Annotated in this window: 28 protein-coding genes; 22 read left to right on the forward strand and 6 right to left on the reverse strand. The window is 66.0% G+C overall.

What is annotated here, in order from left to right; translation table 11 throughout:
• The first annotated feature begins 81 nt into the window (after positions 1-81).
• The 18 genes from OU999_16040 to OU999_16125 all read left to right on the forward strand — a co-directional run bounded on the left by OU999_16040 (position 82) and on the right by OU999_16125 (position 13893).
• On the forward strand, positions 82-1290 hold the full coding sequence (locus tag OU999_16040) for a tail fiber domain-containing protein (GenBank protein WAC23227.1): 1209 nt from the start codon (positions 82-84) through the stop codon (positions 1288-1290).
• Positions 1277-1435: a hypothetical protein gene (locus tag OU999_16045; GenBank protein ID WAC23228.1), complete on the forward strand. Its 159-nt coding sequence runs from the start codon at positions 1277-1279 to the stop codon at positions 1433-1435. The genes OU999_16040 and OU999_16045 overlap by 14 nt, the downstream gene beginning before the upstream one ends.
• 46 nt (positions 1436-1481) lie before the next feature.
• Entirely contained in the window at positions 1482-1763 is a 282-nt protein-coding gene (locus OU999_16050) for a hypothetical protein (GenBank protein ID WAC23229.1), read from the forward strand.
• On the forward strand, positions 1763-2302 hold the full coding sequence (locus OU999_16055; protein ID WAC23230.1) for a hypothetical protein: 540 nt from the start codon (positions 1763-1765) through the stop codon (positions 2300-2302). Before OU999_16050 ends, OU999_16055 begins: the two co-directional genes overlap by 1 nt.
• Positions 2299-2520, forward strand: coding sequence for a hypothetical protein (locus OU999_16060; GenBank protein WAC23231.1), 222 nt, complete (start codon positions 2299-2301; stop codon positions 2518-2520). Before OU999_16055 ends, OU999_16060 begins: the two co-directional genes overlap by 4 nt.
• Positions 2517-2909 (forward strand): DUF3168 domain-containing protein, encoded by a 393-nt coding sequence (locus OU999_16065; protein ID WAC23232.1) that lies wholly within the window; start codon positions 2517-2519, stop codon positions 2907-2909. Before OU999_16060 ends, OU999_16065 begins: the two co-directional genes overlap by 4 nt.
• A gap of 15 nt (positions 2910-2924) precedes the next feature.
• The gene (locus OU999_16070; protein ID WAC23233.1) at positions 2925-3332 is read left to right on the forward strand and encodes a phage tail protein; all 408 of its coding nucleotides are present in this window, start codon (positions 2925-2927) and stop codon (positions 3330-3332) included.
• Positions 3329-3649 carry a GTA-gp10 family protein gene (locus OU999_16075; protein WAC23234.1) on the forward strand — a complete coding sequence of 107 codons (321 nt, stop codon included), beginning with the start codon at positions 3329-3331 and terminating at the stop codon, positions 3647-3649. The genes OU999_16070 and OU999_16075 overlap by 4 nt, the downstream gene beginning before the upstream one ends.
• A complete protein-coding gene (locus OU999_16080) occupies positions 3646-3864 on the forward strand; it encodes a phage tail assembly chaperone (GenBank protein ID WAC23235.1) in 219 nt (72 codons plus the stop codon). The genes OU999_16075 and OU999_16080 overlap by 4 nt, the downstream gene beginning before the upstream one ends.
• Entirely contained in the window at positions 3857-4420 is a 564-nt protein-coding gene (locus OU999_16085; protein ID WAC25454.1) for a tail tape measure protein, read from the forward strand. The genes OU999_16080 and OU999_16085 overlap by 8 nt, the downstream gene beginning before the upstream one ends.
• 4 nt (positions 4421-4424) lie before the next feature.
• On the forward strand, positions 4425-6758 hold the full coding sequence (locus OU999_16090; GenBank protein WAC23236.1) for a DUF2460 domain-containing protein: 2334 nt from the start codon (positions 4425-4427) through the stop codon (positions 6756-6758).
• Positions 6755-7576, forward strand: coding sequence for a DUF2163 domain-containing protein (locus tag OU999_16095; protein WAC23237.1), 822 nt, complete (start codon positions 6755-6757; stop codon positions 7574-7576). The genes OU999_16090 and OU999_16095 overlap by 4 nt, the downstream gene beginning before the upstream one ends.
• Before the next feature lies 1 nt (position 7577).
• Positions 7578-7988, forward strand: a complete 411-nt coding sequence (locus tag OU999_16100) for a peptidoglycan endopeptidase (GenBank protein ID WAC23238.1) — start codon at positions 7578-7580, stop codon at positions 7986-7988.
• 5 nt (positions 7989-7993) lie between these two features.
• A complete protein-coding gene (locus OU999_16105; protein WAC23239.1) occupies positions 7994-10189 on the forward strand; it encodes a phage tail protein in 2196 nt (731 codons plus the stop codon).
• A 33-nt stretch (positions 10190-10222) separates the two neighbouring features.
• Positions 10223-10666 carry a DUF2793 domain-containing protein gene (locus OU999_16110; protein WAC23240.1) on the forward strand — a complete coding sequence of 148 codons (444 nt, stop codon included), beginning with the start codon at positions 10223-10225 and terminating at the stop codon, positions 10664-10666.
• 222 nt (positions 10667-10888) lie between these two features.
• A complete protein-coding gene (locus OU999_16115; protein ID WAC23241.1) occupies positions 10889-12004 on the forward strand; it encodes an OmpA family protein in 1116 nt (371 codons plus the stop codon).
• Positions 12005-12152: 148 nt separating this feature from the next.
• A complete protein-coding gene (erpA, locus tag OU999_16120) occupies positions 12153-12494 on the forward strand; it encodes an iron-sulfur cluster insertion protein ErpA (GenBank protein WAC23242.1) in 342 nt (113 codons plus the stop codon).
• Between the two features lie 355 nt (positions 12495-12849).
• The gene (locus tag OU999_16125; GenBank protein ID WAC23243.1) at positions 12850-13893 is read left to right on the forward strand and encodes an AI-2E family transporter; all 1044 of its coding nucleotides are present in this window, start codon (positions 12850-12852) and stop codon (positions 13891-13893) included.
• 24 nt (positions 13894-13917) lie between these two features.
• Here OU999_16125 and OU999_16130 read toward each other — a convergent pair whose 3' ends face one another.
• Positions 13918-16254, reverse strand: a complete 2337-nt coding sequence (locus OU999_16130) for a DNA translocase FtsK 4TM domain-containing protein (GenBank protein WAC23244.1) — start codon at positions 16252-16254, stop codon at positions 13918-13920.
• A 140-nt stretch (positions 16255-16394) separates the two neighbouring features.
• On the opposite strand from OU999_16130, the gene OU999_16135 reads away from it, so the two are divergent.
• Entirely contained in the window at positions 16395-17615 is a 1221-nt protein-coding gene (locus tag OU999_16135) for an FAD-dependent monooxygenase (protein WAC23245.1), read from the forward strand.
• 60 nt (positions 17616-17675) lie between these two features.
• On the opposite strand, the gene OU999_16140 is transcribed toward OU999_16135, so the two are convergent.
• A complete protein-coding gene (locus tag OU999_16140; protein WAC23246.1) occupies positions 17676-18326 on the reverse strand; it encodes a TetR/AcrR family transcriptional regulator in 651 nt (216 codons plus the stop codon).
• A 194-nt stretch (positions 18327-18520) separates the two neighbouring features.
• On the opposite strand from OU999_16140, the gene OU999_16145 reads away from it, so the two are divergent.
• Entirely contained in the window at positions 18521-20887 is a 2367-nt protein-coding gene (locus tag OU999_16145) for a TonB-dependent receptor (GenBank protein WAC23247.1), read from the forward strand.
• A gap of 43 nt (positions 20888-20930) precedes the next feature.
• Here OU999_16145 and OU999_16150 read toward each other — a convergent pair whose 3' ends face one another.
• Genes OU999_16150 through OU999_16160 form a run of 3 tightly spaced genes read right to left on the reverse strand, consistent with a single transcriptional unit; the run spans position 20931 to position 24206 of the window.
• On the reverse strand, positions 20931-22475 hold the full coding sequence (locus OU999_16150) for an ABC transporter ATP-binding protein (protein WAC23248.1): 1545 nt from the start codon (positions 22473-22475) through the stop codon (positions 20931-20933).
• Positions 22472-23260: an ABC transporter permease subunit gene (locus OU999_16155; protein ID WAC23249.1), complete on the reverse strand. Its 789-nt coding sequence runs from the start codon at positions 23258-23260 to the stop codon at positions 22472-22474. The genes OU999_16150 and OU999_16155 overlap by 4 nt, the downstream gene beginning before the upstream one ends.
• Positions 23261-23270: 10 nt before the next feature.
• Positions 23271-24206: an ABC transporter permease subunit gene (locus tag OU999_16160; protein WAC23250.1), complete on the reverse strand. Its 936-nt coding sequence runs from the start codon at positions 24204-24206 to the stop codon at positions 23271-23273.
• 267 nt (positions 24207-24473) lie between these two features.
• On the opposite strand from OU999_16160, the gene OU999_16165 reads away from it, so the two are divergent.
• Both OU999_16165 and OU999_16170 read left to right on the forward strand, forming a co-directional pair.
• The gene (locus OU999_16165; protein WAC23251.1) at positions 24474-25277 is read left to right on the forward strand and encodes a MerR family transcriptional regulator; all 804 of its coding nucleotides are present in this window, start codon (positions 24474-24476) and stop codon (positions 25275-25277) included.
• Positions 25278-25290: 13 nt separating this feature from the next.
• Positions 25291-25650, forward strand: coding sequence for a multidrug efflux SMR transporter (locus OU999_16170; GenBank protein WAC23252.1), 360 nt, complete (start codon positions 25291-25293; stop codon positions 25648-25650).
• On the opposite strand, the gene OU999_16175 is transcribed toward OU999_16170, so the two are convergent.
• On the reverse strand, positions 25647-26450 hold the full coding sequence (locus OU999_16175; GenBank protein WAC23253.1) for a 3'(2'),5'-bisphosphate nucleotidase CysQ: 804 nt from the start codon (positions 26448-26450) through the stop codon (positions 25647-25649). The two genes, OU999_16170 and OU999_16175, sit on opposite strands and share 4 nt — an antisense overlap.
• Between the last annotated feature and the right edge of the window lie 24 nt (positions 26451-26474).

Below are 26474 nucleotides of genomic sequence, written 5' to 3' on the forward strand. Positions count from 1 at the left end.
CGACAAGGGGTGTGTGCCCGCGCGGTCTCTCCCCGCCGCGCGGGCATTTCCTGTCATTCGCAAACGAACGGACCCCAATTGATGCCCGATCTTGTCTTTGCCGATCTGGTGCGCGAGACCAGCATTGCGACCGGAACCGGCGCGCTGGCGCTGGCCGGTGCCACGCCCGGACATCGCCGTTTCGCCGATGCCGTGCCCGACGGCGCGCGCTTCCATTATGCCATTGCCGGTGTGACCCATGAGGACCAGTGGGAGGTGGGGGAGGGCGCGCTGCAGGACGGTGCGCTGGTGCGGCATCAGCTGCTGGCTTCCTCGTCCGGGACCGTCGTCGACTTTTCCGCCGGGCTGAAGACGGTCACGTTGACGGTCGCGGCGGACTGGTTTGCGGCACGCGACGATCGATCGGGCCATGTCCACGCGCTGGGCCAGATTGACGGGCTGGCCGAGGCGCTGGCAGCCAAGCAGCCTGCAGGGGCCTATGCCCCGATCAGCCATGGGCATGACTATCTGCCGCGCGATGCGGCGGGCAATTGGGTTGCCGATAGCGCGAGCCTGGGCGTCGGCAGCGCTGCCTCCTTCGCGCGGCTTGAGGTGCGCGGCACCAGCATTGCCGGCTATTCGACGCAATTTGGCGGCCCGCTCTACAGCACCGCCGGGACGCAGCTCTACCTTGGCGATGCGAATTTCCATCACCCCGAGTTCTGGAAAAGTGCCCCGGGAATTGGTGCGATCGTCGATCCCACCGGCGTCGCCGGTATGCTGGCGCTATCGGCTTATGGCGGACAGGCTGGCGGCAACAGCCTGGTCGCGATGGCCAGCCATAACGGATTTGGCACGCGGGGCCTGTCACCCGGCGCAGACAATCAGGTGGTGCTGGGCCGACCGCAATTGCGCTGGGCCGAAATCTATGCCGTTTCTGGGGCGATCAGTACATCCGATGCCCGCGACAAGGCGTGGCATGGCCAGATGAGCGCGCAGGAATACGAGGCCGCGCTCGATATCATCGCAGAGCTGGGCTTCTTCCAGTGGCACGATGCGATCGAGGCCAAGGGGCCTGACGATGCGCGGCGGCATTTCGGGGTGCGCGCGCAGACCGCCTTTGCCATCATGGAGCAGCATGGGCTGGACTGGCGGCGTTATGGCTGGTGCTGTCACGACCGCTGGGAAGAGGGCGAGGCCGAGCAGGAACGCTTCGGCATCCGCAGCGACCAGCTCTGCCTGTTCCTGATGGCCGCGCTGGCGCATCGGCTGGAGGGCCTGGCGCAGGGGGCACCAGATGCTGAGGGGTAATGGCCTTGGCGACCTGCCCGTCGCCTCGGGCAGCGCGCGCCGCCTGCTCGCCAACCGCACCGGGCCGATGCCGCTGATGGTACGCCCTTTCCAGACTGCGCGCCCCGGCGCCGCCGCACCGGCGCTCGCGCCGCGCCGCGCTTGATCCGCAGCGGACATTCCGCCGCCATTTTCTAACTCAGGAGCAGCCGATGACCCTGTTCGTCAAGGATCCGGACAGCCGGATCGATTGCCGCGTCGATTGGGGCGCAACCTATCTCGGGGCCAATCTGATCGTCTCCAGCAGCTGGTCGGTTGCGCCTGCCGCAGAGGGCGGACTTGCCGTCATCGCCGATGGACATGACGGGCGCAGCGCCACCGTGACCATCAGTGGCGGGCAGGCCGGGGCGATCTATGCCCTGACCAACCGCGTGACCTTGTCCAATGGCGAGATCGACGAACGGTCGATGTCGGTCCGGGTCGAGCCGCGCTGATGGGACAGGTCACCAGCGACCCCGTCGCACTCACCCCGTTCGCACTGGCCGAAGCCAAGGCGTATCTCCACATCACGCGTGACGATGACGATGCGGTGCTGATCGGCCATTTGCGCAGCGCCGCCATGCTGTGCGAGCAGTTCATCGGCCAGGCGCTGCTGATCCGGCCGCATCGCGAGACGCTGGCCGTCGCGCGCGCCTGGCAGGGGCTTGCCGCCGCCCCTGTCACCGCGATCACCGCAGTGCACGGCATCGCGGCCGATGGCACATCCTTCGCGCTGGCCAGCGACGCCTTTGGAATCGATCTTTCCGCCGATGGCGAGGGCCGGGTGCGCGTACTGCATCCCGGATCGGCCAGCCGCATCGACGTGCAATATCTGGCCGGGATGGCGGCAGACTGGGGCGATCTGGCCGAGCCGCTGCGCCAGGGGATCATCCGGCTGGCGGCGCATGTGCATCTGGCGCGCGATCAGGGCGATGCCGCGCCGCCTGCCATGGTGAGCGCGTTGTGGCGCCCCTGGCGCAGGGTGCGGCTGTGACCCGGCGCTTCGGGACGGTGCTGCTGCGGCGTGCCGGAAAAATGGGCGAGCAGCGCGCCGACCGGATAGCACAACGCCTGTGCGACGAGATCGGCGTGCTGCTGCCCGATATCGTGATCATGCGCGAGCGGGGGCGTATCCGGCTTTTCGGACGCGGGCTGCGGCGCCGCTGGATCACCGATGCCGCGCTGCGCTGGCTGGGAAGGTTGCTGCGATGAGCCTGGAACAGGATTTTGCGCTGGCCGTCATCGACTGGCTGGCGGGCGATGCCGCGCTGATCGCGCAGGTCAATGGCGTCTTCCACCGCAGCCCGGCGCGCATCGCCGCGCCCTATGTGCTGCTCGACGATGTGCTGGCCACCGATTGGGGGACGAAGGACCGGGCGGGCCGCGAGGTGCGGCTGGCCTTTTCCATTCGCGACGGATCAGCCGATGCCGCCCCGGTTTCGGCGATGGCCGACGCGCTTGATGCGCGGCTGGCAGCATTGGCGCGCACCGGCATCGGCTACCGGCTGGCCAGCTTCACCCCATTGCGCAGCCGGACCGTGCGCATCGGCGAACTCTGGCTCGCCACGCTCGATTATCGGGCGCGGCTGCTTGCCCTCTGACGAAAGGACCTATGCATGACAGCGGAAAAAGGCAGCGCCTTCCTGCTCAAGATCGGCGATGGCGCCAGCCCGCCTGTTTATCGCACCGTGGCTGGTCTGCGCACCACGCAGATGGCGATCAACGGCGAGCCGGTGGTCATCACGCACAAGGGCAGCGGCGGCTGGCGCGAACTGCTGTCCGGCGCTGGCGTGCGCTCGGTCTCGGTCTCTGCCGCCGGACTCTTCCTGGGCTCCGAGGCAGAAAATGCCATCCGGGTGCACGCGATGAACGGCACGCTCGACGATTACGAATTGAGCTTTGAAAGTGCCGCGCGGATGCGCGGGCGCTTTCTTGTCGCGCGCCTCGAATATGCGGGCGATTTCAACGGCGAGCGCAATTATTCGCTGGCGCTGGAAAGCTCTGGCGCGGTGACCAGCCTGTGAGCGCCGAGCCCATCGCGAACCCAGCCCGGGGCGAGGCGATGCTGACACTGGCGGGCCATGATGTGGTGCTGCGCCCCAGCTTCACTGCGCTGGTTGCGGCAGAGCAGGAGATCGGTCCGCTGTTCGATCTGGTCGAACGCGCGGCCGCAGGACGGTTGGGCCTGGGCGAACTGGCGGCGCTGCTCTGGCATTGCCGCTCGGGAGAACGCTGCCCGATCGACCGCGACGCCTTTTGCGAGGCGCTGGCCGAACTGGGCATGGTTGCGCTGACGCCGGTGCTCAAGACGCTGCTGCGGCAGATATTGCAGGGCCGATGACCCCGACCGATTTCGCGGGCGCGGCGCGGATGCTCGCGGGAATGGCCGCACGGCTGCTCGGTTGGCGTCCGCACGAATTCTGGCAGGCGACCCCCGACGAACTGGCAGCGGCGCTCGCCCTGCCGGGCAATCCGCTGGCCGCGCCGCCTTCGCCCGATGCGATAGCCGCGCTGCGTGCGCTGTTCCCCGATGGCACGGAGACCGATGATGGATGAGGAAATCGAGCAGCTGCTGGTCAGCGTCCGCGCCGACACGCAAGCCTTTGCCCGCGACTGTACCACGATGCGCGGCCAGATCGATGGTACGCTGATCGAGGGGCTCGGCCGGGCGGGGCAGGTGCTCGAACGCGGCCTGCTCGCGGCGATCCGGCGCGGTTCGCTGGGCTTCGAGGACCTGAAGCGCATCGCGCTGGCGGTGATCGAGGAGATCGCGGCGGCGGCGATCAACAAGGGTCTTGCCGCAATCGGCCTGGGTGGGTCGGGCGGGGATATGCCGCCGGCCATCGGCCTGCTTGGCGGGCTGCTGGGCCTGCCGGGCCGGGCAACCGGCGGGCCGGTCAACGCCGGCAGGCCCTATCTGGTGGGTGAGCGCGGCCCCGAGCTGTTCGTGCCGCAGGGCTTTGGCCGGGTGGAGCCGCGCGGATCCGGAACGGGCCGCGATGTGCGCGTCGCGATCACCATCCAGGCCCCGTCATCGACCGCGCCGGCAGCCCTGCAGGCGTCGAGCCGCCAGGTTGCACGCGCCGTGCGCCGCGCGCTGATGGAGGATTGAGCCGATGGCCTATTGGCTCTGCGAAGGTCGCCGCGACCAGACGTCCAGCCATATCCAGCGCTTTGATCCGCGCTTCTGGACGGTCAACTTCCCCCGACCGATGATGGCTTCGGTGGTCACCACCGCGCCCGATGCGCTGCGGGTGGATGTGCAGTTCCATGATCGCGACGCGCTGGCCGGACTGATCTGGGAGAGCGTGGACCGGTTCGATCATCCCCTGCTCGCTTATGCCGACGATCGGGATTATGCGCGCACGACGCTCACCTTCCACTGGCGCTCTTCAGGGGTGAAGCCGCTGGACGCCGTGCATGGCCCGACCCTGACCATCGAGGGGCGCGATGCCTCGGGCGCGGCCAGAAGCTGGTATGTGCGGTTGTGGAACTATGCCAGCGGCACGCCCGAGGATGCCCAGATCACGCTGCCATTCTCGGCGCTGGCCGGCGGCTTTATGCTGCCGGGAGAGGCCGATCCGGTTCACCCTGGCGATATCGACCGGATGTTCATCTCGATCGTCCCGCCCGATTTTGACGAAAGTCCGGGCGCGCTTGCAGCCCCCGCCAATGGCTGGGTGGAGATGACCGCGATCGTCTGCGACGGGGCGCGGTCGGTGCTCGAGATTGGCGATGTGCTGGTGCCGCCGCATGGCCTGGCCATGGCAACCGCCTATGACGACAGTTTCAACCTCACGCCCGCGCGCATTGTGCGCAACATGATCGGCCTGGGTTATCGTGGATCGATCAACCATTATGTCGGCATGAGCCACTATTTCTCGCTGGCGCGCGCCGGTGCGGACTTGCTGGTAACGACCGCAGGCGGCGCGATCAACCCGCCCTGCGCCGCCTGGCATCGGAGCCTTGTAGAGCAGGCCAGGCGCTGGGGCCTCAGCCCGATCATGTCGCTGTCCTATGAGCTGTTTGACGCGCATTGCCCCGAAGACTGGAAGCAACGCGCGGAAAATGGCGACGCTGCGCTGACCGGCTGGGTACCGCCTTCGACGCTGCTGAGCCCCGCCCATGCCGGCGCGATGGCCTATCTGCAGGCTGTCGGCAGCGCCTTTGCGCAGATCCTGGTCGAGGCCGAGCTGCCGGTGCGTTTCCAGGTCGGGGAACCATGGTGGTGGATCATGCCCGATGGGCGCATCTGCCTCTACGATGCTGCGGCCAGTGTCGCCTTTGGTGCGGCGCAGGTTTCGATCCCGACCATCCGTGCGCCGATGAATGCTGCGCAGCAAGCGATGCTCGATCAGGCTGGGCAGATGCTGGCGGACTCGACCCTGGCCCTGGTCCAGGCCGTGCGCGATGCTGTCGCACCTGTGCCGGTCGAATCGATGGTCCTGGTCTATCTGCCGACGGTGCTGGATGCCGCCGCGCCGGATGCCCGGCGCGCCAATGTGCCCGTCGGCTGGGCCTGGCCCGCCTTCGACGTGCTGCAGCTGGAAGACTATGACTGGGTGATCGAGGGGCGCTTTGCCGATCAGCAGTCGGGCCTTGCCCTGATGCAGCAACGGCTGGGCTATCCGTTGGCGCAGCAGCATTACATGAGCGGCTTTGTGCTGCTGCCCGAACAGGCCGGTGTTTGGGGCAACATCGCGCGCGCTGCCGATCTCGCCAAGGCGCGCGGCGTGGCCGAAACGCTGATCTGGGCGCTGCCGCAAGTGACCCGCGACGGCTTCACCTATTTCGATCTTCAGCCAGAAGGAGACGGCACCATGCTGGCCTTTGATGACGTGCTGTTTCCGCTGGCGATCGGCCGCGAAGCGCAGACAACGAGCCGCTTTTCGACGCAGATATTCCAGTCGGTCAGCGGCCATGAAACGCGCAACAGCCTGTGGGCCGATGCCAGCCTCAGCTTCGATATCGGCCCCGGCATCCGGTCAGAGACGGACTGTGCCGAACTCATCCGCTTCTTTCGCGCCCGGCGCGGGGCCGCGCGCGGTTTCCGCCTGCGCGATCCGCTCGATTGCAGCTCGGCCGAGAGCGGCGCGATACCGCATCACTCCGACCAGCTGCTGGGCGAGGGCGATGGCGTGCAGTCCGAATTCGCGCTGATCAAGCATTATGGCGGTCCGGCAGGTAGCCAGCAGCGCCGGATCACCCGCCCGGTCGCTGGATCGGTGCTGGTGTCCGTTGGCGGATCAGCCGTAACTGGTTGGACGCTGCTGCCCGGCGGCATCATCCGCTTGGCCGCGCCTCCAACCGACGGGGCGCAGGTGCGCGCGGGCTTTCTGTTCGACGTGCCGGTGCGCTTTGCGATGGACGAGCTGACCGTCAGCGCCGCAACATTCGCTGCCGGAGAAGCCGTGTCCGTCCCGCTGGTCGAAATCCGCGAGGCGACATGAGGACGCGCTGGTTCGACCGTCCGCTCGAGACCATCGCGATGCTCTGGCATATCGAGCGCGCGGATGGCATTGCCCTGGGCTTTGCAGCGCATGATCGCGATCTGGTGATCGGCCATGTGCGCTATCACGCCGCACCGGGAATGCTGCCCTCTGCGATCGAGATGGATGACGGCTTTGATCCCCTCGACATGGATGTGGGCGGTGCGCTCAGCCATCAGTTGATCCGCGCCGACGATCTGGAAGCCGGGCGCTGGAACGGGGCAGCGATCCGCATGGGGCTGGTCGATTGGGAGCGACCGCAGGACGGCGCAGCCTGGTTCTGGCATGGCCATCTGGGTTCCGTTTCGATCGAGGGGCAGCAGTTCACCGCAGAGCTTCGTGGTCTGAAGGCGCTGCTGGATGCTGACTATGCGCCCACCTCTTCGCCTTCGTGCCGGGCAGAATTCTGCGGCCCTGGTTGCGGACTGAGCCGCGCGCGGTTCGAGCGGATCGGCGTGCTGGCGGCTGTCGAGGGTGATGCGCTGGTCTTCGAGGGACTGGTCGGACCAGATGCTGCGAAACTTGTGCAGGGGCAGGTGCGCTGGATCAGCGGGGCCTGTGCAGGGCTGGACAGCCGCATCATCGACCATGACGGGCCAGGCCTTTTGCTGGAGCGAAGCCTAGCACCGCAGCCTCAGGCGGGAGACCTGGCGCTGCTGATCGAGGGGTGTGACAAGGCGTTTGCGACCTGTTCTGCTCGGTTCGGCAATGCCGTGAACTTTCGCGGCGAACCGCATTTGCCCGGCAACGATCTGCTCACCCGTTTTGCGACCTTCTGACATGGACGATGGAGCCAGGCTCGCGGCAGCGGCACGAACGTTGCTGGGCTGCCCTTTCCGCCTGCACGGGCGCGATCCGGCCACCGGGCTCGATTGCGTCGGGGTGGTGGCAGCAGCCATGGACCGCATCGGGCATGCGGTTGCCGTGCCCGCCGATTACCGGCTGCGCGGCGGGTCTATGCACCGGTTCGACAGCTGGGCATCCGCATGCGGGCTGCAACCTCATGATGAGGGCGCCGCATCGGCCCCGGGCGACGTTCTGTTGTGCGAGGTCGTGGCGCAGCATTTCCACGTCATGCTCGATTGCGGCGATGCGCTTGTGCACGCGCATGTCGCCCTGGGCCGGGTGGTGGCCTGCCCCCCGCCAGCGCCCTGGCCGGTGCGGCGGCGCTGGCGGCTTCAGCAAGGATAATCATTGTGGCAACATTGGTTTTGAGCACGGTCGGCACGCTGGTCGGCGGACCGCTGGGCGGTGCACTGGGGGCTCTGGTCGGCCGGACGATCGACCAGACGGTGCTGTTTCGACCGAAGGATCGCGAAGGGCCCCGGCTCACCGATCTGGCGGTGCAGAGCTCGCAATATGGCAGCCCGTTTGCGCATGTGCATGGCCGGGTACGGATTGCCGGAACCGTCATCTGGGCGACGGATCTCAAGGAGCGCCGCATCCGCGAGGGGGGCGGCAAGGGCAGGCCGGGCACGACCCGCTACAGCTATTCGGTGTCGTTTGCCGTGGCGCTTTCTGCGCGGCCGATCGCCGGCGTTGGGCGTATCTGGGCCGAGGGCAATCTGCTGCGCGGCCAGGACGGCGTCTTTACCAGCGAAACCGGCTTCCGCCTGCACACCGGCCATGGCGACCAGGCGCTCGATCCGCTGATCGCATCTGCCGAAGGGTTAAGCGATTGCCCGGCCTATCGCGGCCTTGCCTATGCGGTGTTCGAGGATATGGCGCTGGAAGAATTCGGCAACCGTATCCCTTCGCTCACCTTCGAGGTGATCGGCGATCCGGGCGACGGGGGCGATGTGGCACTGGGCCCGATCGTGGCCGCGCTTGCCGCAGCCCCTGCCGCGCCCGAGGGTGATTTCGCGGTCACTGGCTGGAGCCTTGCCGATATGTCGCGGCGCGAGGCCCTGCAGACGATCGCCAGCGGCTTTCCATTGGTGCTGCGGGAAGAGCAGGCAGGGCTTCAGCCGCAATGGCTGGAAAATGCGGGAGCGCCTCCTGCGGTCATAGCTCGCACGGCGCTGTTGCTGCGCGATCAGGCCGCAGCCTTTGACCGGCAGCGGATTGCACCAACAGCGGGTGCGATGGCGCTGCGCTATTACGAGCCCGAGCGCGATTATCAGCCCGGCCTTAGGCGCAGCGGGACCAGCAGCAGTGGCCGCGCGCAGCAGATCGACGTGCCCGCGGTCATGACGGCAGGGTTGGCGCAGCAGCGGGCCGATCAGCTGGTTCGCCTGCAACGCGACGGGCTCGAGCGGCTGAACCTTCGGGTCGCGCTGTTCGATCCTGCGCTCCAGCCTGGCCGGATCGTGATGGTGGAGGGCGTTGCCGGCCACTGGCGGATACGGCGCTGGCATTGGGGCGGCGAGGGCATCGATCTCGAACTCGTCAGCCAGCGCGTGGGCGGTCTTGCTGTGCTCGCAGCCAGCGACCCGGGGCGCAGCGTCAACACGCCGGATGATGCGATCGGCCCGACGACAATGGCGCTGTTCGATCTGCCCTCGCCGCTCGACCGGCCGCTGATGCATGCGCATATCGCCATTGCCGTTGCGGGAGCTTCCGCAGGGTGGCGCGGTGCTCATGTCCATGAGGTCGAAGAAGGCGGTTCGTCGGGCGCGTTGCTGGATTTCCTGCGGGTTGGTGCGACACTTGGCCAGGTGCTCGATCCGCCGGGGCCTGGAACGCCAATGCTGCGCGATGATCGCAGCAGCATTGTGGTCCAGCTCGTCCGGGATGGCCCCTTTGCCTTGACCAATGCCGATGATGACGCGCTGGCGCGAGGGGCGAATATGGCGGTGATCGGATCGGAGCTGATCCAGTTCGCGCGGGCGGCCCCGCTGGGCGATCGGACGTTCCAGCTGACCGGGCTGTGGCGCGGGCGGGGCGGGACCGAGGATGCGATCGCTGGGCATGGCGTCGGCGAGTGGTTCGCGCTGGTCAACGATGCGCTTGCGCTGGTCGATCCCGATCAGATCGGCGCGCGGCCGGATTTCCGCATTGCTGCGCAAGGCCGAGGCGATGCTGTGCCGGTGGTCGCCGAGCTTGCCGGTCATGGCCGAGCGGTGCGCCCCCTGGCGCCCGTCCATGGCCGGATAGAGGCCCATGATACCGGTGCGATCACGCTGCGCTGGACCCGTCGCAGTCGCAACGGCTTTGCCTGGCGCGATCTGGTCGAAGTTCCGCTGGGTGAGGAGCTGGAGGCCTATCGCGTGTCGCTCATCGCCGATGGCGTGCTGGTCGCGGAGCGAGAAGCCAGTTTGCCCGAGATCACGCTTGATACCGTAACAATGGCCGAGGCGCGGAGCCTCGCGACGCACGCGCTGACCGTTGCGATCGTGCAGCGCGGCGCGCTCGGCATCTCGCCCCCGCTGGTTCTGGCCTTGCCGCTGTGACCCCTCCTTCCCTTCGACACAGGAAACCCGATCATGCCATCGACGCCCAATTTTTCGCTGCCCATGCTATACGCGGCCCAGGCGCAAAAGGAGATCACGCACAACGAGGCGCTGGTGCTCATCGATGCCCTTCTGGCCGGAGTGATCGTTGCCATCGCAAACGATCCCGCAGGGCTGTCGCCGCAGCCGGGTGAGGCCTTTATCGTTGGCGATGCACCCGTTGGTCTGTGGGCGGCGCAAGCCTGCTGCATCGCTATATTCAGCGACGGAGGCTGGCGATTTGCACCCGCCGTCAACGCGATGCGCCTGTTTGACCGGACGGCCGGCGTCATGCGCCGCTTCGATGGCAGCAACTGGCTTGGCTATCCCGCAATCGCCGATGCAACCGGCGGTTCGGTGGTCGATGCAGAGGCTCGCGCCACCCTTGCAGCAGTGCTGGTGGCGCTGCGCCAGGCGGGGCTTGCAGCCGTTACGTGATTGATCTCAGGCACAATATGCGTTTATGATTCGGTATGTTACCGGCCGTGTCAGCGCGGAAGCTGCCTGCGCCCGGAAGGGCGGCATTTTTTGCCCGACACCCCCTGAAATGGCGACATTTCGGCAACACTCAGGCTAAAACCGCGCTTGCGTGGCAACTATCTTGGCGTTAGTAACGTTGCCGAGTTGTCGTTCCAAATCCTACTTATAAGGGGAAAATCTATGCGCAAGTTAGTCGTTGGACTGGCGTTGGCATCTACCGCCCTGACGACGCCGGCCTTCGCCCGCGACGGCCAGTGGTATGTCGGCGTGGAAGGCGGCGCCATGATCGTCGAAGACATCGAGTTCGATGTCGGCGCTCTGAGCAACGCCACGCTCGTGGACACGGACACCGGCTATGATGTCGGTGCCATTGTCGGTTACGATTTCGGCCCGTTCCGTCTGGAATCGGAAGTCAGCTATCGTGAAGCTGATATCACCGATGTGCAGACTCAGGTCGGCATCTCGCGTGGCGCAGCCGCGACGGCTATCGGTCGCTTCAACGCTGTCGGCAGCGCCAATGTTCTGGCGTTCATGGTCAATGGCCTGATCGACTTCGGAGCTGATGATGGCCTGCAGGGCTTTGTCGGCGGTGGTGTTGGTGTTGCTCGTACCGACTTCAACGGTTCGACCCAGCCGGGCACTGGCCCCTTCATCGATGATTCGGACACCGGTTTCGCCTGGCAGGTTCTGGCGGGGGTTCGCGCTCCGATCAGCGACAGCTGGGACGTGGGTCTGAAGTATCGCTTCTTCAACAGCGACTCGGTTGACCTGCTGAGCGTCAACGGCCGTGAATTCGACAGCCGTTTCCGCAGCCACTCGATCCTGGGCAGCATCATCTACAACTTCGGTGGTGAAGAAGCGGCTCCGCCGCCTCCGCCTCCGCCGCCTCCGCCGCCCCCGCCGCCCCCGCCGCCTCCGCCTCCTCCGCCGCCGCCTCCGCCGGTTTGCGAGAAGGGTCCGTACATCGTGTTCTTCGACTTTGATAAGTCGAACATCACGCCGGAAGCTGCGACCATTCTGGACAACGCCGTTGCCGCTTACGGCAGCTGTGGTTCGGTTCCGGTCATGCTGGCTGGTCACGCTGACCGCTCGGGTGCAGCAACCTACAACGTGGGCCTGTCCCAGCGTCGTGCCGACTCCGTCAAGGCCTATCTGGTCTCGCGGAACATCCCGGCCAGCGCTATCAGCACCCAGGCGTTCGGTGAAACCCGCAACCGCGTTCAGACCGCCGACGGCGTTCGTGAACTGCAGAACCGTCGCGTGGAAATCACCTACGGTCCGGGTTCGGGCATGTAAGCCAAACGCCGGATCTTCGGATCTGGTACAAAGAGGGCCGGTCTTCGGATCGGCCCTTTTTTGTTGCCCGCTGGCAGGGCAATGCCTTTACGCATCATGACTTGCCCGATCGCTTGCCGCTGGCCGCTGCAAGGCTTATGTTGAGTGCATGGACACCAACACTTCCGAAGCCATCATCCTGACCGCCAGCGCTGCCCGCCGCGTCGCGGCCATCGCTGCCAAGCAGGGCAAGCCTGCCATCCTGCGCCTGTCGGTCGAGGGCGGTGGCTGTTCCGGTTTCCAGTATCGCTTTGGCCTCGCTGATGCCCCGGAAGAGGGGGACACCCTGGCCGAGACCGATGGGGTTGCACTGGTGGTTGATGAAATGAGCCTCGACCTCGTGCGGGGCAGCGCGGTCGATTTCGTCGAATCGCTTGGCGGTTCCGCCTTTCAGGTCACCAATCCCAATGCCGCATCCGGCTGTGGCTGTGGCTCCAGCTTCGCGATCTGATGTTTGGGGGCAGGGGCGAGGCAATCCGCCATTGTCAGCCGTCAGCACAGCAGTTTCGGTCAACGCGCCTAGCCTGGTCGTTCACTGATCGCTGACGCGGCTATCCTTCAGTGAAATCATGCCTGTGTGCCGGAACCGGGAACCGGTCTTGGCGTATCCCCCTGCAACGCGCTAAAGCGATCAGGACAGGGGGCCTCATGACCAGACTCAAGCGTACATCGATGATCATCCGCCCGTGCCGCGTCGGCCATGCAGTGGCCGCTACGGCCAGCCATGGAGCAGCCGCGTGATGGGCGATTTTGAAAAGCCGAGCAGCAGCCAAACAACCCATCAGCCGCAGCCAGCAGCTGCAGGCTTGCCGCAACCCAACCGAAAGGGCGCAGGGCAGGTCGCAGCGATCACCCTGACCGTTCTGGCACTGGTTGGGCTCGCCTGGCTGCTGATCGAGCTTACCCAGTTTTTGCTGCTGGTCTTCGCCGCGCTGGTGCTGGCCGCTGTCTTCTCGTCGCTCGCGCGCCGGGTTTGCAACATGACCGGGATGAAGCGAGGCCCGGCCCTGGCCATCTCTGTTTTCCTCCTGCTCGCGGTGTTCACGGGGGCGTTCACGCTCTTCGGATCGCAGATCGCGAGCGAGTTCGATACCATCCAGCAGAGCATCCCTCCGGCCATCGACCGGGTGGAAGCGCAGCTCGACGAATATGGCCTGGGCGAACAGGCCCGCCAGGTTGTCCGCCAGGGGACCGGCGATCTGTCCTCGCTGGCCTCCCGATTGGGCGGCTATGCCATGACGGCCACCAACGGCATCGCCAATTTCGTGCTGGTCTTTGTCGGCGCGATCTTCATGGCCAGCGATCCCAACGTGTACCGGCGGGGCCTTTTGCTGCTGATGCCTGCGCGTGCGGAAGGCCCGCTGGGCGCGGCGCTTGACGATGCATCGCGCGGCCTTCGCGGCTGGATGATGGGTCAGGCGGTATCGTCGGTCGTCGTCGCGCTGCTGACGGGCGGCGGGCTCTGGGTTCTGGGTGTCCCCGCATCCGGCGGCTTGGGCATCATCGCTGGCCTGCTGGACGTGATCCCGATGGTGGGACCTGTCATTGCCGGTGTGCCTGCAGTGCTGCTGGCTTTTACCGTCTCGCCCACCACGGCGCTCTGGACGATCGGACTGTTTCTTGTGGTCCAGCAGCTGCAGGGCAATTTCCTGCAGCCGATGATCCAGAAGCAGGCCGTCGATGTGCCGCCCGCCGTGCTGCTGTTTGCTGTGGTGGCTGCTGGTCTTGTCTTCGGTTTCCTGGGCGTGCTGCTCTCAGCGCCACTGACCGTCGTCATCTATGTAATGGTGCAGCGGCTCTATGTGAAGACGATGCTCGGCAAGCCGATCAGGATCGCCGGGCAGGACTGAGCCCGCCCGGAGACCGGCATAAAATCAGAGCGGATTGCCGTCCTTGTCGCGGAACACTTCGCGACGACCGACATGGTTGGGCGCGCTGATATAGCCGTCCTCTTCCATGCGTTCGACCAGCCTGGCCGCGCTGTTATAGCCGATGCGCAGCTGCCGCTGAAGCCAGCTCGTCGAAGCCTTCTGGCTTTCGAAGACGATCTGGCAGGCCGCGCGGTACATCTGCTCTTCGGGGCTGTCGTCGAGGCTGGCGCCATCGAGCGCGAAACCGCCATCCTCGGGCTCTTCGGTGACCGCCTGGATATAATCGGGCTGCCCCTGGCCGCGCCAGTGATCGGCGACGCGGCGGACTTCCTCGTCCGACACGAACGGTCCGTGGACGCGCTCGACCTGCTTGCCGCCCGACATGTAGAGCATGTCGCCCTTGCCCAGCAGCTGCTCGGCCCCCTGTTCGCCCAGGATGGTGCGCGAATCGATCTTGCTGGTGACGTGGAAGCTGATGCGGGTGGGCAAGTTGGCCTTGATCACCCCGGTGATGACATCGACCGAGGGACGCTGCGTTGCCATGATCAGATGGATGCCCGCTGCACGCGCCTTTTGCGCGAGCCGCTGGATCAGGAACTCGACCTCCTTGCCGGCGGTCATCATGAGGTCGGCCAGCTCGTCGACGATGACCACGATCTGCGGCATCGGCTCGTAATCGAGCTGCTTCTTCTCATATTGCGGCTGGCCGCTGACCGGATCCCAGCCGGTCTGCACCTCTTCACCCAGCGGCAGGCCCTTGGCCTTGGCCACACGTACCTTGTCGTTGAAATTGACGAGGCTGCGGACCTTGAGCTCGCTCATCATCCGATAGCGCTCTTCCATCTGCTCGACCGCCCATTTCAGCGCGCGCACCGCCTTGGCAGGCTCGGTCACAACCGGGGAGAGCAGGTGCGGAATGTCGTCATAGATCGACAGTTCGAGCATCTTGGGGTCGATCATGATCATGCGCAGCGTTTCCGGCGTCATCCGGTAGAGCAGCGACAGGATCATCGCGTTGAGGCCGACCGACTTGCCCGAGCCGGTGGTGCCCGCGATCAGCAGGTGCGGCATCGGCGCCAGGTCGGCGATGACCGGATCACCCGAGATGTTCTTGCCCAGGATCACCGGCAGCTGACCGCTATTCTCGGCGAAATGGGTCGATCCGATCATCTCGTGCAGCACCACGGCGTCGCGATGCTGGTTGGGAAGCTCGATGCCCAGCTCCTTGCGGCACGGGATCGCCGCGACGCGCGCCGAACGCGCCGACATGTTGCGCGCGATATCGTCGGCGAGCTGGATGACACGGTTGGCCTTGATGCCGGGCGCGGGCAGCAGCTCGTACCGGGTCACGACCGGGCCGGGCCGTACGGCGGTGATCTCACCCTTGACGTTGAAGTCGCTGAGCACCGTCTCGAGCAGCCGGGCGTTGCGCTCCAGCGCGATCTTGTCGAGCGCGGGGCCGGTGCTGGACGGCGGCGGATCGAGCAGGTCGACCGAGGGAAGCTCATACGGACCGAAGAAGTCGCCCTGGCGGCTCTTGGGGCCGAGCTGGGCCTTGGCCGGGCGCAATGAAGGCTCGGTGATTTCCGGCGGCGGGCGGTTGTCGGGCACGGCCTCCTTGCGCGGGGCGGCAAGGGCAGGGCGGCTCGGCTCGGCGCTGTCGGGGAGCGTATCGATCTCGTCTTCATCGACCACAGGGCCGATCGGGCGGCGGAAGAGCGCTTCAGGCATGCTCACCTTGATCGGCGGCATGCGCAGCAGCCCGCGTTCCAGACCCAGCGCCTTCCACCCCAGCGCCGCGCCGACCAGGCCGAGCAGCGATGCGCTGCCATAAAGCGCCCAGGGTGCTCCGGCAGGTGGTAGAAACCCGGTTACGGCCTGGATGCCGCGCGCGCCCATCATGCCGAACAGCCCGCCGGGGCCTGCGGGGAAATGCGGTGCGGATTCGCCAAACAGCACCGATGCCGCAACCGCCAGGAACACGATGCTGAGCAGCGTCGCGATCACCGAACGGCGCCAATGGCCGAGCGGCTGGTTGATCCACAACCGGTGCGCCTGGACCGCAGTGATCGGCAGCAGCAGCGCACTGGCAGGACCGCCGAGGAACAGCATGAAATCGGCGATCCATGCGCCGCTCGCCCCCATCCAGTTATCGACGCCGCCCCCGGCGGCCGTGTTGAACGACGGGTCGGTCTGGTGATAGGTGACAAGCGCCATCGTGGCATAGGCTACCAGCGCGAACAGCATCAGCGCCAGGATAAGACTGCCGCTGCGCATCAGGCTCTGACGCATCAGGTCGCGCCAATCGGGCGCGTTTCTGGTGGCGGCGCGACTGGCCATAACCTTGTGTTCTCCGGCAATATGGTAAATGCCGCCCATTTTGCGCAGACCATGGACTCCGCGTCAAGCAAGGACTTGTGCCGGACTCCGCTCACCACAAGCCCCTGTTCAGCGCGCGGTGGACCGCCTACATTGGCGCGATGACACAGGCACAGCACAGCGACATCCTTATCATGGGCGCGGGACCGGCGGGGCTTTCGCTGGCACTGGCCGTGGCCCGGCATGGGCTCAGCGTCCGGGTGATCGACAGGATCACGCCAGAGACGCTTGCAGACACCGGCTTTGATGGTCGCGCCTCGGCGCTGGCGACGACCAGCTGGCAGATGCTGCAAAATCTGGGGCTGGGCGACGCGCTGTGGCGCGATGCCTGCCCGATCGATCGCATCGCGGTCAGTGACGGCCTGCGCAAGGGCTCGCTCGATTTCGACGCCGGCGTCGATGGCATGGGCGTGATGCTGCCCAACAGCCTGCTCCGCTCCGCGCTCTATGCGGCGGCGAGCGCCGATGCGGACATCGATCTGGTGATGGCAGCAGAGGTGGCCCAGCGCGCGGTCGATGCCCACCGGGCAACGATCGCTTTAAGCGATGGGCGGGTGTTCACCGCGTCGCTGCTGGTCGGGGCGGAAGGCCGGGTGTCGCCCACGCGCGATCTGGCCGGGATCACGCTCAGCCAGTGGTCATATCGCCAGCGCGGTATCGTCACTGCCGTCACGCTGGAAAAGCCGCACCAGAACACCGCGTTCGAAATCTTCTATCCCGATGGCCCGCTGGCGGTCCTGCCGCTCAATGATGACGATGATGGCAGGCCCATGGCTTCGATCGTCTGGACCGTGCCCGAGGGCAAGGCCGATGCGTGGACATCGCTGTCCGACCGGGCCTTTGGTGCGGCCATCACCCAGGCGAGTGGCGGTTTTCTGGGCACGATCACCCCGGTGGCGCCGCGCAGCAGCTGGCCGCTTGCCCTGTGCCAGGCCGGTGCCATGGTCGCACCGCGCATCGCGCTGGTAGGGGATAGCGCGCATATCATCCACCCGATCGCGGGCCAGGGGCTGAACCTGGGTCTGCGCGATGTCGCAGCATTGGCCAATGTGCTGGGCGATGGCGCGCGGCTGGGGCTGGACCCCGGCGATCTTGCGCAGCTGCAGCGCTATCAGCAGTGGCGGATGCTCGACAATGCGATGATGGCGGCGGCAACCGATGTGCTGAACCGTCTCTATGGCCTTCCCGGCAAGGCGCCGTCTCTGGTTCGCCGGGTGGGGATGCAGCTGGTCGGTCGCGCCGGACTGGTCCGCCGCTTCATCATCGACGAGGCACGCGGCACGAGCGGCGACCTGCCCGAACTGCTGATGGCGAGTGACTGAGAGCGACTGGGCATGCGTTCGCAGCAATGACGGGCCTGGCAGCGTCTGGCCGCCCGGCAGCTAGGGCTTCAACCCGCGCGTGATGAAGTCGTTCGCCGCTCCGGCGATCGCATCCGGGCTCATGTCTTCGCTCCAGATGCCATAGCGCAGCCCCAGGAACACGTTCATTCCCATCACTGCCCAGGCGTGCAGCTCGCTGACATCGGCGCGGATTTCGCCATCCTGCGCCCCTGCCTTCAGACGGCTGAGAATGCGGGTGGCTGTCACCTGATAATGCGCGCGATAGCTGTCGGAATCGACGAATTCGGCCTCGTCGATGATCCGGTAGATTTCCTTGTGCGCGCGCGCGAATTCCAGAAAGCCCTGGAGCGCCGCGCGTTCGCGGTCGAGCGCGCCGCTGGCCTCCTGCATCGCAACGGCCGCATGCTTGCCAACCTGAGCCGACATGTCCTGCACCAGCGCGCGGAAGATTTCGTCCTTGGAATCGAAATAGGTATAGAAGCTGCCCAATGCGGTCCCGGCGCGGCGGGTGATGCCGCTGATCGAGGCTTCGTGAAAGCCGCGCTCGCCAAATTCGATGGCCGCTGCATCCAGCAGCTTGCGCAGGGTGGCCCGCCCGCGCGCGGTGCGTGGGGTCTTGTCGGGCCGTCCGACAGCATCGCCCACAGGGTTTTCCTGCCCCGCCTCGTCTGCTGGTGCCTTTGCCGCCATGGTCCACTCCCGCTGCCGGACATGATGCGTGCGTGCAACACATCTGGCCGATTTTGCCCTGCCTGTCTCCCCTTTTGCGATAAGAGTTGAAAGCTGGTTCAACTTTCACTAATGGACAAACACGCTCCGCGCAAGGCTGGTCAGGAAGATGAACCGGTGCACCGCGGACAGGTCAGGATGCAGGGAGGAAGTTCATGCCATTTTTCGGGTTCACCCGTCTCGCCGCCACGCGCACCGCGCTGACGCTGGGCGTTGCCGCCGCCGCGATCACGGCGCTTCCCGCTGCCGCCATGGCGCAGGACACGCAGGAAGAAGAGGCGACGACCGCTGCCGATGGCAGTGTCATCGTCGTCACTGCGCGGCGTCGCACCGAAAACCTGCAGGATGTTCCGATCGCGATCAGTGCCTTTTCCGCCGAGCGGCTGGAGAACCAGGGCGCGCTCGACATCACCGACATTTCGCAGATCACGCCCAATACCACGCTGGAAAATTCGCGCGGTACCAACTCGACACTGACCGCGTTCATTCGCGGCGTGGGCCAGCAGGACCCGGTTCCCGGTTTCGAGGCTGGCGTCGGCATCTATCTGGATGACGTCTACCTCAACCGTCCGCAGGCCGCCGTGCTCGACATCTACGAGGTCGAACGGATTGAAGTGCTGCGCGGGCCGCAGGGCACGCTCTATGGCCGCAACACCATCGGCGGCGCGGTGAAGTATGTCACCAAGATGCTGCCGCAGGACTTCAGCCTGAAGGTGCGCGGCACCTATGGCACCTATGACCAGGCCGAAGGCGTGGTCACCGTCTCAGCCCCGATCGGCGACATCGTGCGCGTCGGCGGTACGTTCGCGCGTCTGTCGCGCGGCGGCTTTGGCGACAATCTCAACATTCGCGGTCTCGAAAACTATAACCGCGATGTCTATGCCGGTCGCGGTACGCTGGAAATTGGCGGCTATGGCGCGCCGATCCTCATCCGCATCTCGGGCGACTATACCCGCGACAAGTCCGATCCGCGCAACGGCCACCGCCTTATCCCCGGCATCCGCAGCGGCACCCCGGTGTTGCGCGATGTCTACGACACCCGCGCCGGCCTCAACAATCCGCGGCAGGACATCGAGGCCTATGGCCTGGCGATGAACATCTCGGCCGAACTGACCGATACGCTGACGCTCCGCTCGATCAGCGCCTGGCGCAAGGACGAAAGTTTCACCCCAATCGATTTCGATGCGCTGCCTGCGATCGATGTCGATGTGCCCGCAGTGTACCGCAACGAACAGATCAGCCAAGAATTCCAGCTGCTGTATGAAGGCGAGCGGCTCAAGGGTCTGGTCGGCTTCTACTATCTCGATGCCAAGGCCTCGACCGCATTCGACGTGCTGCTGTTCACCACCCTGAACAATCTCAACGCCTTCACCGCAGGCGATGTGCGCACCGATACCTGGTCGGTATTCGGCGATTTCACCTATGATTTCACCGATCAATTGTCGCTGTCCTTGGGTGGCCGCTATACTGTCGACAAGCGCAATTCGACGATCCTGCGTCAGACCAAGCTGGGCCGGTCGGCGGAATTCGGCGGTACGCCGGTGATCCTTGCGACCACCTCGAACTTCAACGGCCGCGCGCGCTTCACCGATTTCAACCCGCGCGCCTCGCTCAGCTTCAAGCCGAACGAGGACCATCTGTTCTATGCGGGCTATTCGCAGGGCTTCAAGGGCGGCGGCTTCGATCCGCGCGGCCTTTCCACCGCCGCGCCGGACACCAACCGAGATGGTGTGCGCAGCCAGCAGGAAATCTTCGATTTCCTCAGCTTCGAGCCGGAAACCGTCGACAGCTATGAATTGGGCTGGAAGGGCAGCTTTGCCGACAATGCCATCAACCTGGCGGTAACCGGCTTCTACGCCGATTACACCAATGTGCAGGTGCCCGGTTCCGCAGGCTTTGACTCGAACGGTGATGGCGTCAACGACACCTTTATCGGTGTCACCACCAATGCGGGCAAGGCCGAGTTCAAGGGTCTGGAATTCGAAGGCAATGCCGTGTTCGCGCGTGAATTTGCCGGCAGCGGCTCGTTCATGAGCTTCAACGCGACGCTCGGCTATATCGATGGCGAGTACAAGCGCTTCATCGACGCGCGCAACATCGATGTCGCCAATCTGCGCCGCATCCAGAACACGCCGAAATGGACTGCATCGGGCACCTTCTCGGGCGTCTTCCCGGCCTTTTCGGGCATGATCACCGCATCGACCACGGTCAGCTATCGCAGCAAGACCTTCCAGTTCGAAACGCCCAGCCCGTTCCTCGACCAGGAAGGCTTTGCGCTCTGGGATGCCGCGCTGATCTGGCGCGACGATCAGGACCGTTTCAGCTTTGGCATCAACGCCAAGAACATCCTGAACAAGCAGTACATCACCTCGGGCTATCAGTTCCTGGCGACCGCGCCGGACGGCACGCCGACGCGCAATGCGGCGGGCAATTTCGTGCCGACGCTGGGCACCGAGGGCGTCGCGACCGCGTTCTACGGCAACCCGCGTCAGGTGTTCGTGACCGGCACGGTCAAGTTCTGACCTTCAGGTTCGATTGGCAATAAGGGGGAGGTGGCCGTGAGCGTCAGCTTGCGGCCACCAGCCGTTTTGTCATCATGGCCTGGGGATTGGCGATCAGCTGCGCCATCGGCCCCTGTTCGACGATCCGCCCGGCATCGAGCACCAGCGCGCGGTGACAGAATTGCGCCGCCAGCGCGAGGTCATGGGTGATCACCAGCATCGCAATGCCCTGATCGCGCTGCAGCCGTTTGAGCAGCGCCACGATCTGCGCGCCAACCAGCGGATCGAGCGCCGACGTCGCCTCATCGAGCACCAGCAGTTCGGGCTCGGCCACCAGTGCGCGCGCGATGGCGACGCGCTGCGCCTGTCCGCCCGACAGTCCGGCGGGTGTCCGGTCGGCCAGAGCACCATCCAGCTCCACCATCTGCAGCGCCTTCTTGACCAGCCCGGCCCGGCCCCAGGCGGTCAGATCGGGGCGCAGATGGACCAGCGGCTCGGCGATGATGTCGGAAACGCGCCAGCGCGGATCGAGGCTGGCGACCGGGTCCTGAAACACCGGCTGGATCGAGCGGCGCTGATCTAGGTTGCGCCTGGCCTTGAGTGCTTCACCGCGCCATAGCAGCGTACCCGCACTGACCGGCCCCAGTCCGGCCAACGCGCGGCCTATGGTCGATTTGCCCGATCCCGATCCGCCGATCAGCGCGACAGCTTCGCCCGCGTGCAGGGTCAGATCGACATTGTCGACCGCTGTCATCGGCTTGCCGAACAGGCCGCTGCCGGGAAACCGGACGGTAAGCCCGCGCGTCTCGACCAGCAGCGCGCCGGGCACCGGCAGGTCATCGGGCAGCGGAGCCCTGAGGCTGGGCGTCGCCGCCCAGAGCGCCTGGCTGTACGCGTGCTGCGGCGCGCGCGCGATGGCCTTCGCCGCGCCCGTCTCCACCACATCTCCGTCCCGCATCACCAGCACCCGGTCGGCATGATGTTCGAGCGAGGCGAGGTCATGGCTGACCAGCAGCATCGCCATGCCGCACTCGTGCCGCAGCCGCGTGAGCAGCGCCATGATCTCGCCCCGCAGATGCGCATCAAGCGCGGATACCGGCTCGTCGGCGATCAGCAGCTTGGGGCCATGCGCGATGGCACAGGCGATCATCAGCCGCTGGCGTTCGCCGCCCGAAAGCTGGTGCGGATAGCGCCCCAGCTTGATCGCCGGATCGGCCAGCCCGACCGCGTCGAGCATCGCCACCAGTGCCCCCTGGTCCGGTCGCACGCCGCCTGCCTGCATCGCGCTTTCGGTCAGGTGCTGGGCTGCGGTCCGGTGCGGGGTCAGCGCGGTCAGCGGCTGCTGGAAGACGAAGCCGACTTTTTCGCGGCGCAGCTGGCGCAAGCCCGCCTCGTCCAGCCCGGCCAGTTCCTGCCCCTCGAGCATCGCCAATCCGGTGATCGTCCCGGCGGAAAGGCCGAACGGGGTGAGGCTGGTGAGGCTCTTGCCCGATCCCGATGCACCCGCCAGTGCGACGCACTCGCCAGGCGCGATATCGAGCGAGACGCCGCGCACCAGATCGCGCCCGCCAATATTCACGCCCATGCCCTTCAGCCGATAGAGGCTCATGCGAACCGGTCCCGAAGGCGCTCGCCGATCAGCGTCAGGCAGACGAGCAGCGTCACCATCACCCCGCCGGGGACCAGCAGCCCCATGGGCTCCACATCCATGTCATCTGCGCCCTCCTTCACCACGATGCCGAGCGAGGTGAGCGGCTCCTGCACGCCCAGGCCCAGGAACGACAGGAAGCTCTCGATCATGATGATGCCGGGCAGGGTGAGCGTGAGATAGGCGAGCGCCACGCCCGCGATATTGGGCAATATGTGCCGCCACAATATGACGCGCACAGGCGCGCCGCTCGCCTGTGCGGCCAGCACGAACGGGCGGTGGCGCAGGGCCATCACCTGCCCGCGTACGATCCGCGCCATCGTCAGCCATTCGACCAGCCCGATGCCGACGAACACCAGCAGGATCGAGCGGCCGAACACCACCATAAGCACGATGACGATGAACATGAACGGCAGCGCATAGAGCGCATCGACGATCCGCATCATCGCCTCGTCCACCCGGCCCCCCGCCCAGCCTGCGACCATGCCCCAGGCGATGCCGACGATCATCGACACCAGAGCTGCGGCGAGAGCAACGAGCAGCGTGATCCGGCTCGCCACCGCGAGGCGCGCCAGACGGTCGCGGCCCAGTTCATCGGTGCCGAGCCAGTGCCCTGGCGACCGGGCGGGCGCGCGGACATGATCCCAGTCGATCGCATCATGGCTCCATGGCAACAGCGCAGGCAGGATGAGCGCCGCACACACGATCAGCGCGACGATCGCAGCGGGCAGGGCGATGCGTTTCATGCCCGGCCCCTCATGCCCGGCTCCGGGGATCGAGCCAGCCGTAGAGCAGATCGGCTACAAGATTGAACACGATGATCAGCACGGCATAAAGCAGGATCACCGCCATGATCAGCGGATAGTCGCGGTTGAGCGCGCCCTGCACGAAATAGCGGCCGAGGCCCGGCAGCGCGAACACGGTCTCGATCACGACCGCTCCGGTCAGCAAACCTGCCGCCGCTGGGCCGAGATAGCTGACCACCGGCACCAAAGCAGGCCGCAGCGCATGGCGCGCGATGATCGCGCCCGTCGAAAGGCCACGCGCCCGCGCGGTACGGATATGCTCCTGCGCCAGCGCCGCCGCCAGCCCCGCGCGTGCCAGCTTGGCGATGGCACCGGCGACCGGCAGCGCCAGCGCGATCACCGGCATTACCCAATATTGCGGCGCGCTCGCCAGGCTCTCGCCGAGCCCGCCCACCGGAAGCAGCCCCAGCCACAGCCCGAAGATCAGCGCGAGCAGCGGCCCGGTGACAAAGCTGGGCAGCGCGGAGACAATGGTCGCCGCAAGCATCAGCGTCTCGTCCGCCCAGCCGCCGGGGCGGAGCGCCGCCACCGTCCCTGCGGCCAGCCCGAGTGCCAGCGCGAGCACGATGGCCAGGCCGCCCAGCGTCAGCGACACCGGCAGGCTGTCGGCGATCAGCTGGGTAACGGTAAAGTCGCGATAGACCAGGCTCGGCCCGAAATCCCCGGTGAGCGTGCGGCGCAGGAACAGCGCAAACTGCTCGCCCATCGGCAGGTTCAGCCCGTATGCCGCCTCCAGCGCCGCCCGTGTCTCCGGCGCCAGGGGCCGCTCCCCATCAAACGGTCCCCCCGGCGCAAAGCGCATCAGCGCGAACGAGGCGAGCAGCACCAGCAGCAGCGTCGGGATTGCGGTCAACAACCGGCGAAGGATCAGGGCGCGCATCGCCATCGACAATGGCGGATCGGGTGGAGCGCGTCATGCGGAAAATGGCGGAGCTGACCTCCTGCACTACAAACTCCCCTCCCTTTCAGGGAGGGGCCGGGGGTGGGTCGGCGGGATCATTCGGACGTTGCCTTGCAATCGCTCACCCACCCCTAACCCCTCCCTTGAAAGGGAGGGGAACGCGTCTTCCTTTTCTCCTTCCGCGAGCGGAAGGGGGGAGGCGAGCAAAAAACCCCTTGAAGCTGACGCAACGTCAAGTGGCATAAGCGGCTTATGGCTGATTCGCTCGACATTGCTGCCGTTACGCGGCTCACCGGTCTCACCGCCCGCGCGCTGCGCTTTTATGAGGCGCGGGGGTTGGTGGAGCCGTTGCGTACCGCATCGGGGCGGCGGCATTATGATGCGGCGGCGCTGGAGCGGTTGAACCTCATCCTGTCGCTGAAGAAGGCGGGGCTGACGCTGGCGCAGATCCAGCGGCTCACCGCGCACCGGCGCATCGACCTGCACGGCCTCATCACTGCGCAGCTCGATCATCTCGAGGCCCAGGCGCGGCGGATATCCGAGGCGCAGGCGCTGCTCGTCTCCGTCAAGTCACGCATCGATCGCGGCGAGCCCATCGATGCAGAGACTTTCTGCTCGCTGATCCGAAACGAACAACAGGACAGTACAGCCATGTCACAAGACCAATGGAAGGCGGTGACCGACCGCTATTTCTCCCCGGAAGAGCAGGCCGAATGGGCCGATCGCATGGGCGCGCTGGGCGCGGATTTCGACCAGCAAGCCTATTCAGCGCAATGGAAGGCACTGGGCGACGAGATCAAGGCCGCGCTGCCGATGGACCCAGGCAGCGAGGAAGCGGCAGGCTTCGTCCAGCGCTGGTTCGCGCTGCTCAAGCCCTTTACCGATGTCGCGACGCCCGCGATGTGGACCGGCACGATGAAAATGTATGACGACATGCCCAACTGGCCGGCTCAGGCCGATCCGGGCTTCGATGCCGAGGTCTGGGCCTTCATGAAACAGGCGACCGCTGCGCGGATGCTGGCCGGCGAAGCGATTGCCGTGCCGAAAGCCGAATGAAGGGGAGCGGACGATGAATGCATGGGTTCTACTGGCCCTGGCCATCACCTGCGAGATTGCCGGTACCAGCCTGCTCAAGGCCTCTCAGGGCTTTACCAGGCCACTGTTCGGCATGGCGTCGATGAGCTGCTATGGCCTGTGCTTCTGGCTGCTCGCCTTTGCCTTCACCCGCATTCCGATGGGCATTGCCTATGCGATCTGGTCGGGCGTCGGCGTGGTGGCCGTGGCGGTGATCGGATGGCTAGTGTTCCGCCAGCCGATCAGCCTGGCCCAGGCCGGGTTCATCGTTCTGACGCTGATCGGAACGACGGGGCTGTATCTAAGCACGCCATATGGCGAGGCTGAGCAGCCGCAGGCTTCGGCGGAAGCTTAACCACCGCCCGCCGACAATCGCACCGCGCGTTCGCGCAGCCGCTCGACCGCGGCTGCGTGAATGCCGGGCGCGCAGCACAGAACGCCAAAGGCATTGGCGCGCGGCTTGTTGAACCTCAGCTCGCCGCCCAAAGCATCGGTCACGCGCGCACCGGCCTCTTCGGCGATGATCGCGGCGGCGCCGATATCCCATTCATAGCCCCAGCGCAACGTCGCGAGCAGGTCGGCGCGATCATCGGCGACCATCGCCATGCGAAGCGCGATGCTGTTCGGCTTTTCGACCACCGTCAGGTCGATATCCGCCTTGGGCAGGCTGTCGGTCGGCACGCGCGAGCGGGAAAAATCGGTGCGGCGGCTGGCCTTGAGGCGCTTCCCGTTGAGGAAGGCGCCGCGACCGCGCGCGCCAATCCAGTATTCGCCCCGCGCCGGTGCCGCCAGCACGCCCATCACGACATGGCCGTCCTCGACCAGCGCGACCGAGATCGCCCAGCCGGAGCGGCCGCGCACGAAATCGCGGGTGCCGTCGATCGGATCGACCAGCCAGATGCGCCCGCAGTCGAGCCGGGCGACATCATCGGCGGTCTCTTCGGACAGCCAGCCGGCATCGGGCACCAGTGCGCCCAGCCGTTCGCGCAGGAAATTGTCGACGGCAAGGTCGGTCTCGCTCACCGGTTCGCCGGGCACCTTGTCCCAGACCTGCAGATCGCCGCCGGCGCGGGCGAAGGCGGCCATCGCGATGCCGCTCGCCTCTTCGACGATATGCTTGATCGTATCGGGAGAAACCTTGGTGCGCGACGCCATGAGCCTGCCTTAGCGCGCTCTGCT

The organism is Blastomonas sp. SL216, assembly GCA_026625625.1.
Classification (GTDB): domain Bacteria; phylum Pseudomonadota; class Alphaproteobacteria; order Sphingomonadales; family Sphingomonadaceae; genus Blastomonas.

Excerpts from the sequence above, each read along its gene's own strand:
- OU999_16040 (WAC23227.1), top strand. The coding sequence starts at position 82 with ATGCCCGATCTTGTCTTTGCCGATCTGGTGCGCGAGACCAGCATTGCG.
- OU999_16045 (WAC23228.1), top strand. The coding sequence starts at position 1,277 with ATGCTGAGGGGTAATGGCCTTGGCGACCTGCCCGTCGCCTCGGGCAGC.
- OU999_16050 (WAC23229.1), top strand. The coding sequence starts at position 1,482 with ATGACCCTGTTCGTCAAGGATCCGGACAGCCGGATCGATTGCCGCGTC.
- OU999_16055 (WAC23230.1), top strand. The coding sequence starts at position 1,763 with ATGGGACAGGTCACCAGCGACCCCGTCGCACTCACCCCGTTCGCACTG.
- OU999_16065 (WAC23232.1), top strand. The coding sequence starts at position 2,517 with ATGAGCCTGGAACAGGATTTTGCGCTGGCCGTCATCGACTGGCTGGCG.
- OU999_16070 (WAC23233.1), top strand. The coding sequence starts at position 2,925 with ATGACAGCGGAAAAAGGCAGCGCCTTCCTGCTCAAGATCGGCGATGGC.
- OU999_16080 (WAC23235.1), top strand. The coding sequence starts at position 3,646 with ATGACCCCGACCGATTTCGCGGGCGCGGCGCGGATGCTCGCGGGAATG.
- OU999_16085 (WAC25454.1), top strand. The coding sequence starts at position 3,857 with ATGGATGAGGAAATCGAGCAGCTGCTGGTCAGCGTCCGCGCCGACACG.
- OU999_16090 (WAC23236.1), top strand. The coding sequence starts at position 4,425 with ATGGCCTATTGGCTCTGCGAAGGTCGCCGCGACCAGACGTCCAGCCAT.
- OU999_16095 (WAC23237.1), top strand. The coding sequence starts at position 6,755 with ATGAGGACGCGCTGGTTCGACCGTCCGCTCGAGACCATCGCGATGCTC.
- OU999_16100 (WAC23238.1), top strand. The coding sequence starts at position 7,578 with ATGGACGATGGAGCCAGGCTCGCGGCAGCGGCACGAACGTTGCTGGGC.
- OU999_16110 (WAC23240.1), top strand. The coding sequence starts at position 10,223 with ATGCCATCGACGCCCAATTTTTCGCTGCCCATGCTATACGCGGCCCAG.
- OU999_16115 (WAC23241.1), top strand. The coding sequence starts at position 10,889 with ATGCGCAAGTTAGTCGTTGGACTGGCGTTGGCATCTACCGCCCTGACG.
- erpA (WAC23242.1), top strand. The coding sequence starts at position 12,153 with ATGGACACCAACACTTCCGAAGCCATCATCCTGACCGCCAGCGCTGCC.
- OU999_16130 (WAC23244.1), bottom strand. The coding sequence starts at position 16,254 with ATGGCCAGTCGCGCCGCCACCAGAAACGCGCCCGATTGGCGCGACCTG.
- OU999_16135 (WAC23245.1), top strand. The coding sequence starts at position 16,395 with ATGACACAGGCACAGCACAGCGACATCCTTATCATGGGCGCGGGACCG.
- OU999_16140 (WAC23246.1), bottom strand. The coding sequence starts at position 18,326 with ATGGCGGCAAAGGCACCAGCAGACGAGGCGGGGCAGGAAAACCCTGTG.
- OU999_16145 (WAC23247.1), top strand. The coding sequence starts at position 18,521 with ATGCCATTTTTCGGGTTCACCCGTCTCGCCGCCACGCGCACCGCGCTG.
- OU999_16150 (WAC23248.1), bottom strand. The coding sequence starts at position 22,475 with ATGAGCCTCTATCGGCTGAAGGGCATGGGCGTGAATATTGGCGGGCGC.
- OU999_16155 (WAC23249.1), bottom strand. The coding sequence starts at position 23,260 with ATGAAACGCATCGCCCTGCCCGCTGCGATCGTCGCGCTGATCGTGTGT.
- OU999_16160 (WAC23250.1), bottom strand. The coding sequence starts at position 24,206 with ATGGCGATGCGCGCCCTGATCCTTCGCCGGTTGTTGACCGCAATCCCG.
- OU999_16165 (WAC23251.1), top strand. The coding sequence starts at position 24,474 with ATGGCTGATTCGCTCGACATTGCTGCCGTTACGCGGCTCACCGGTCTC.
- OU999_16170 (WAC23252.1), top strand. The coding sequence starts at position 25,291 with ATGAATGCATGGGTTCTACTGGCCCTGGCCATCACCTGCGAGATTGCC.
- OU999_16175 (WAC23253.1), bottom strand. The coding sequence starts at position 26,450 with ATGGCGTCGCGCACCAAGGTTTCTCCCGATACGATCAAGCATATCGTC.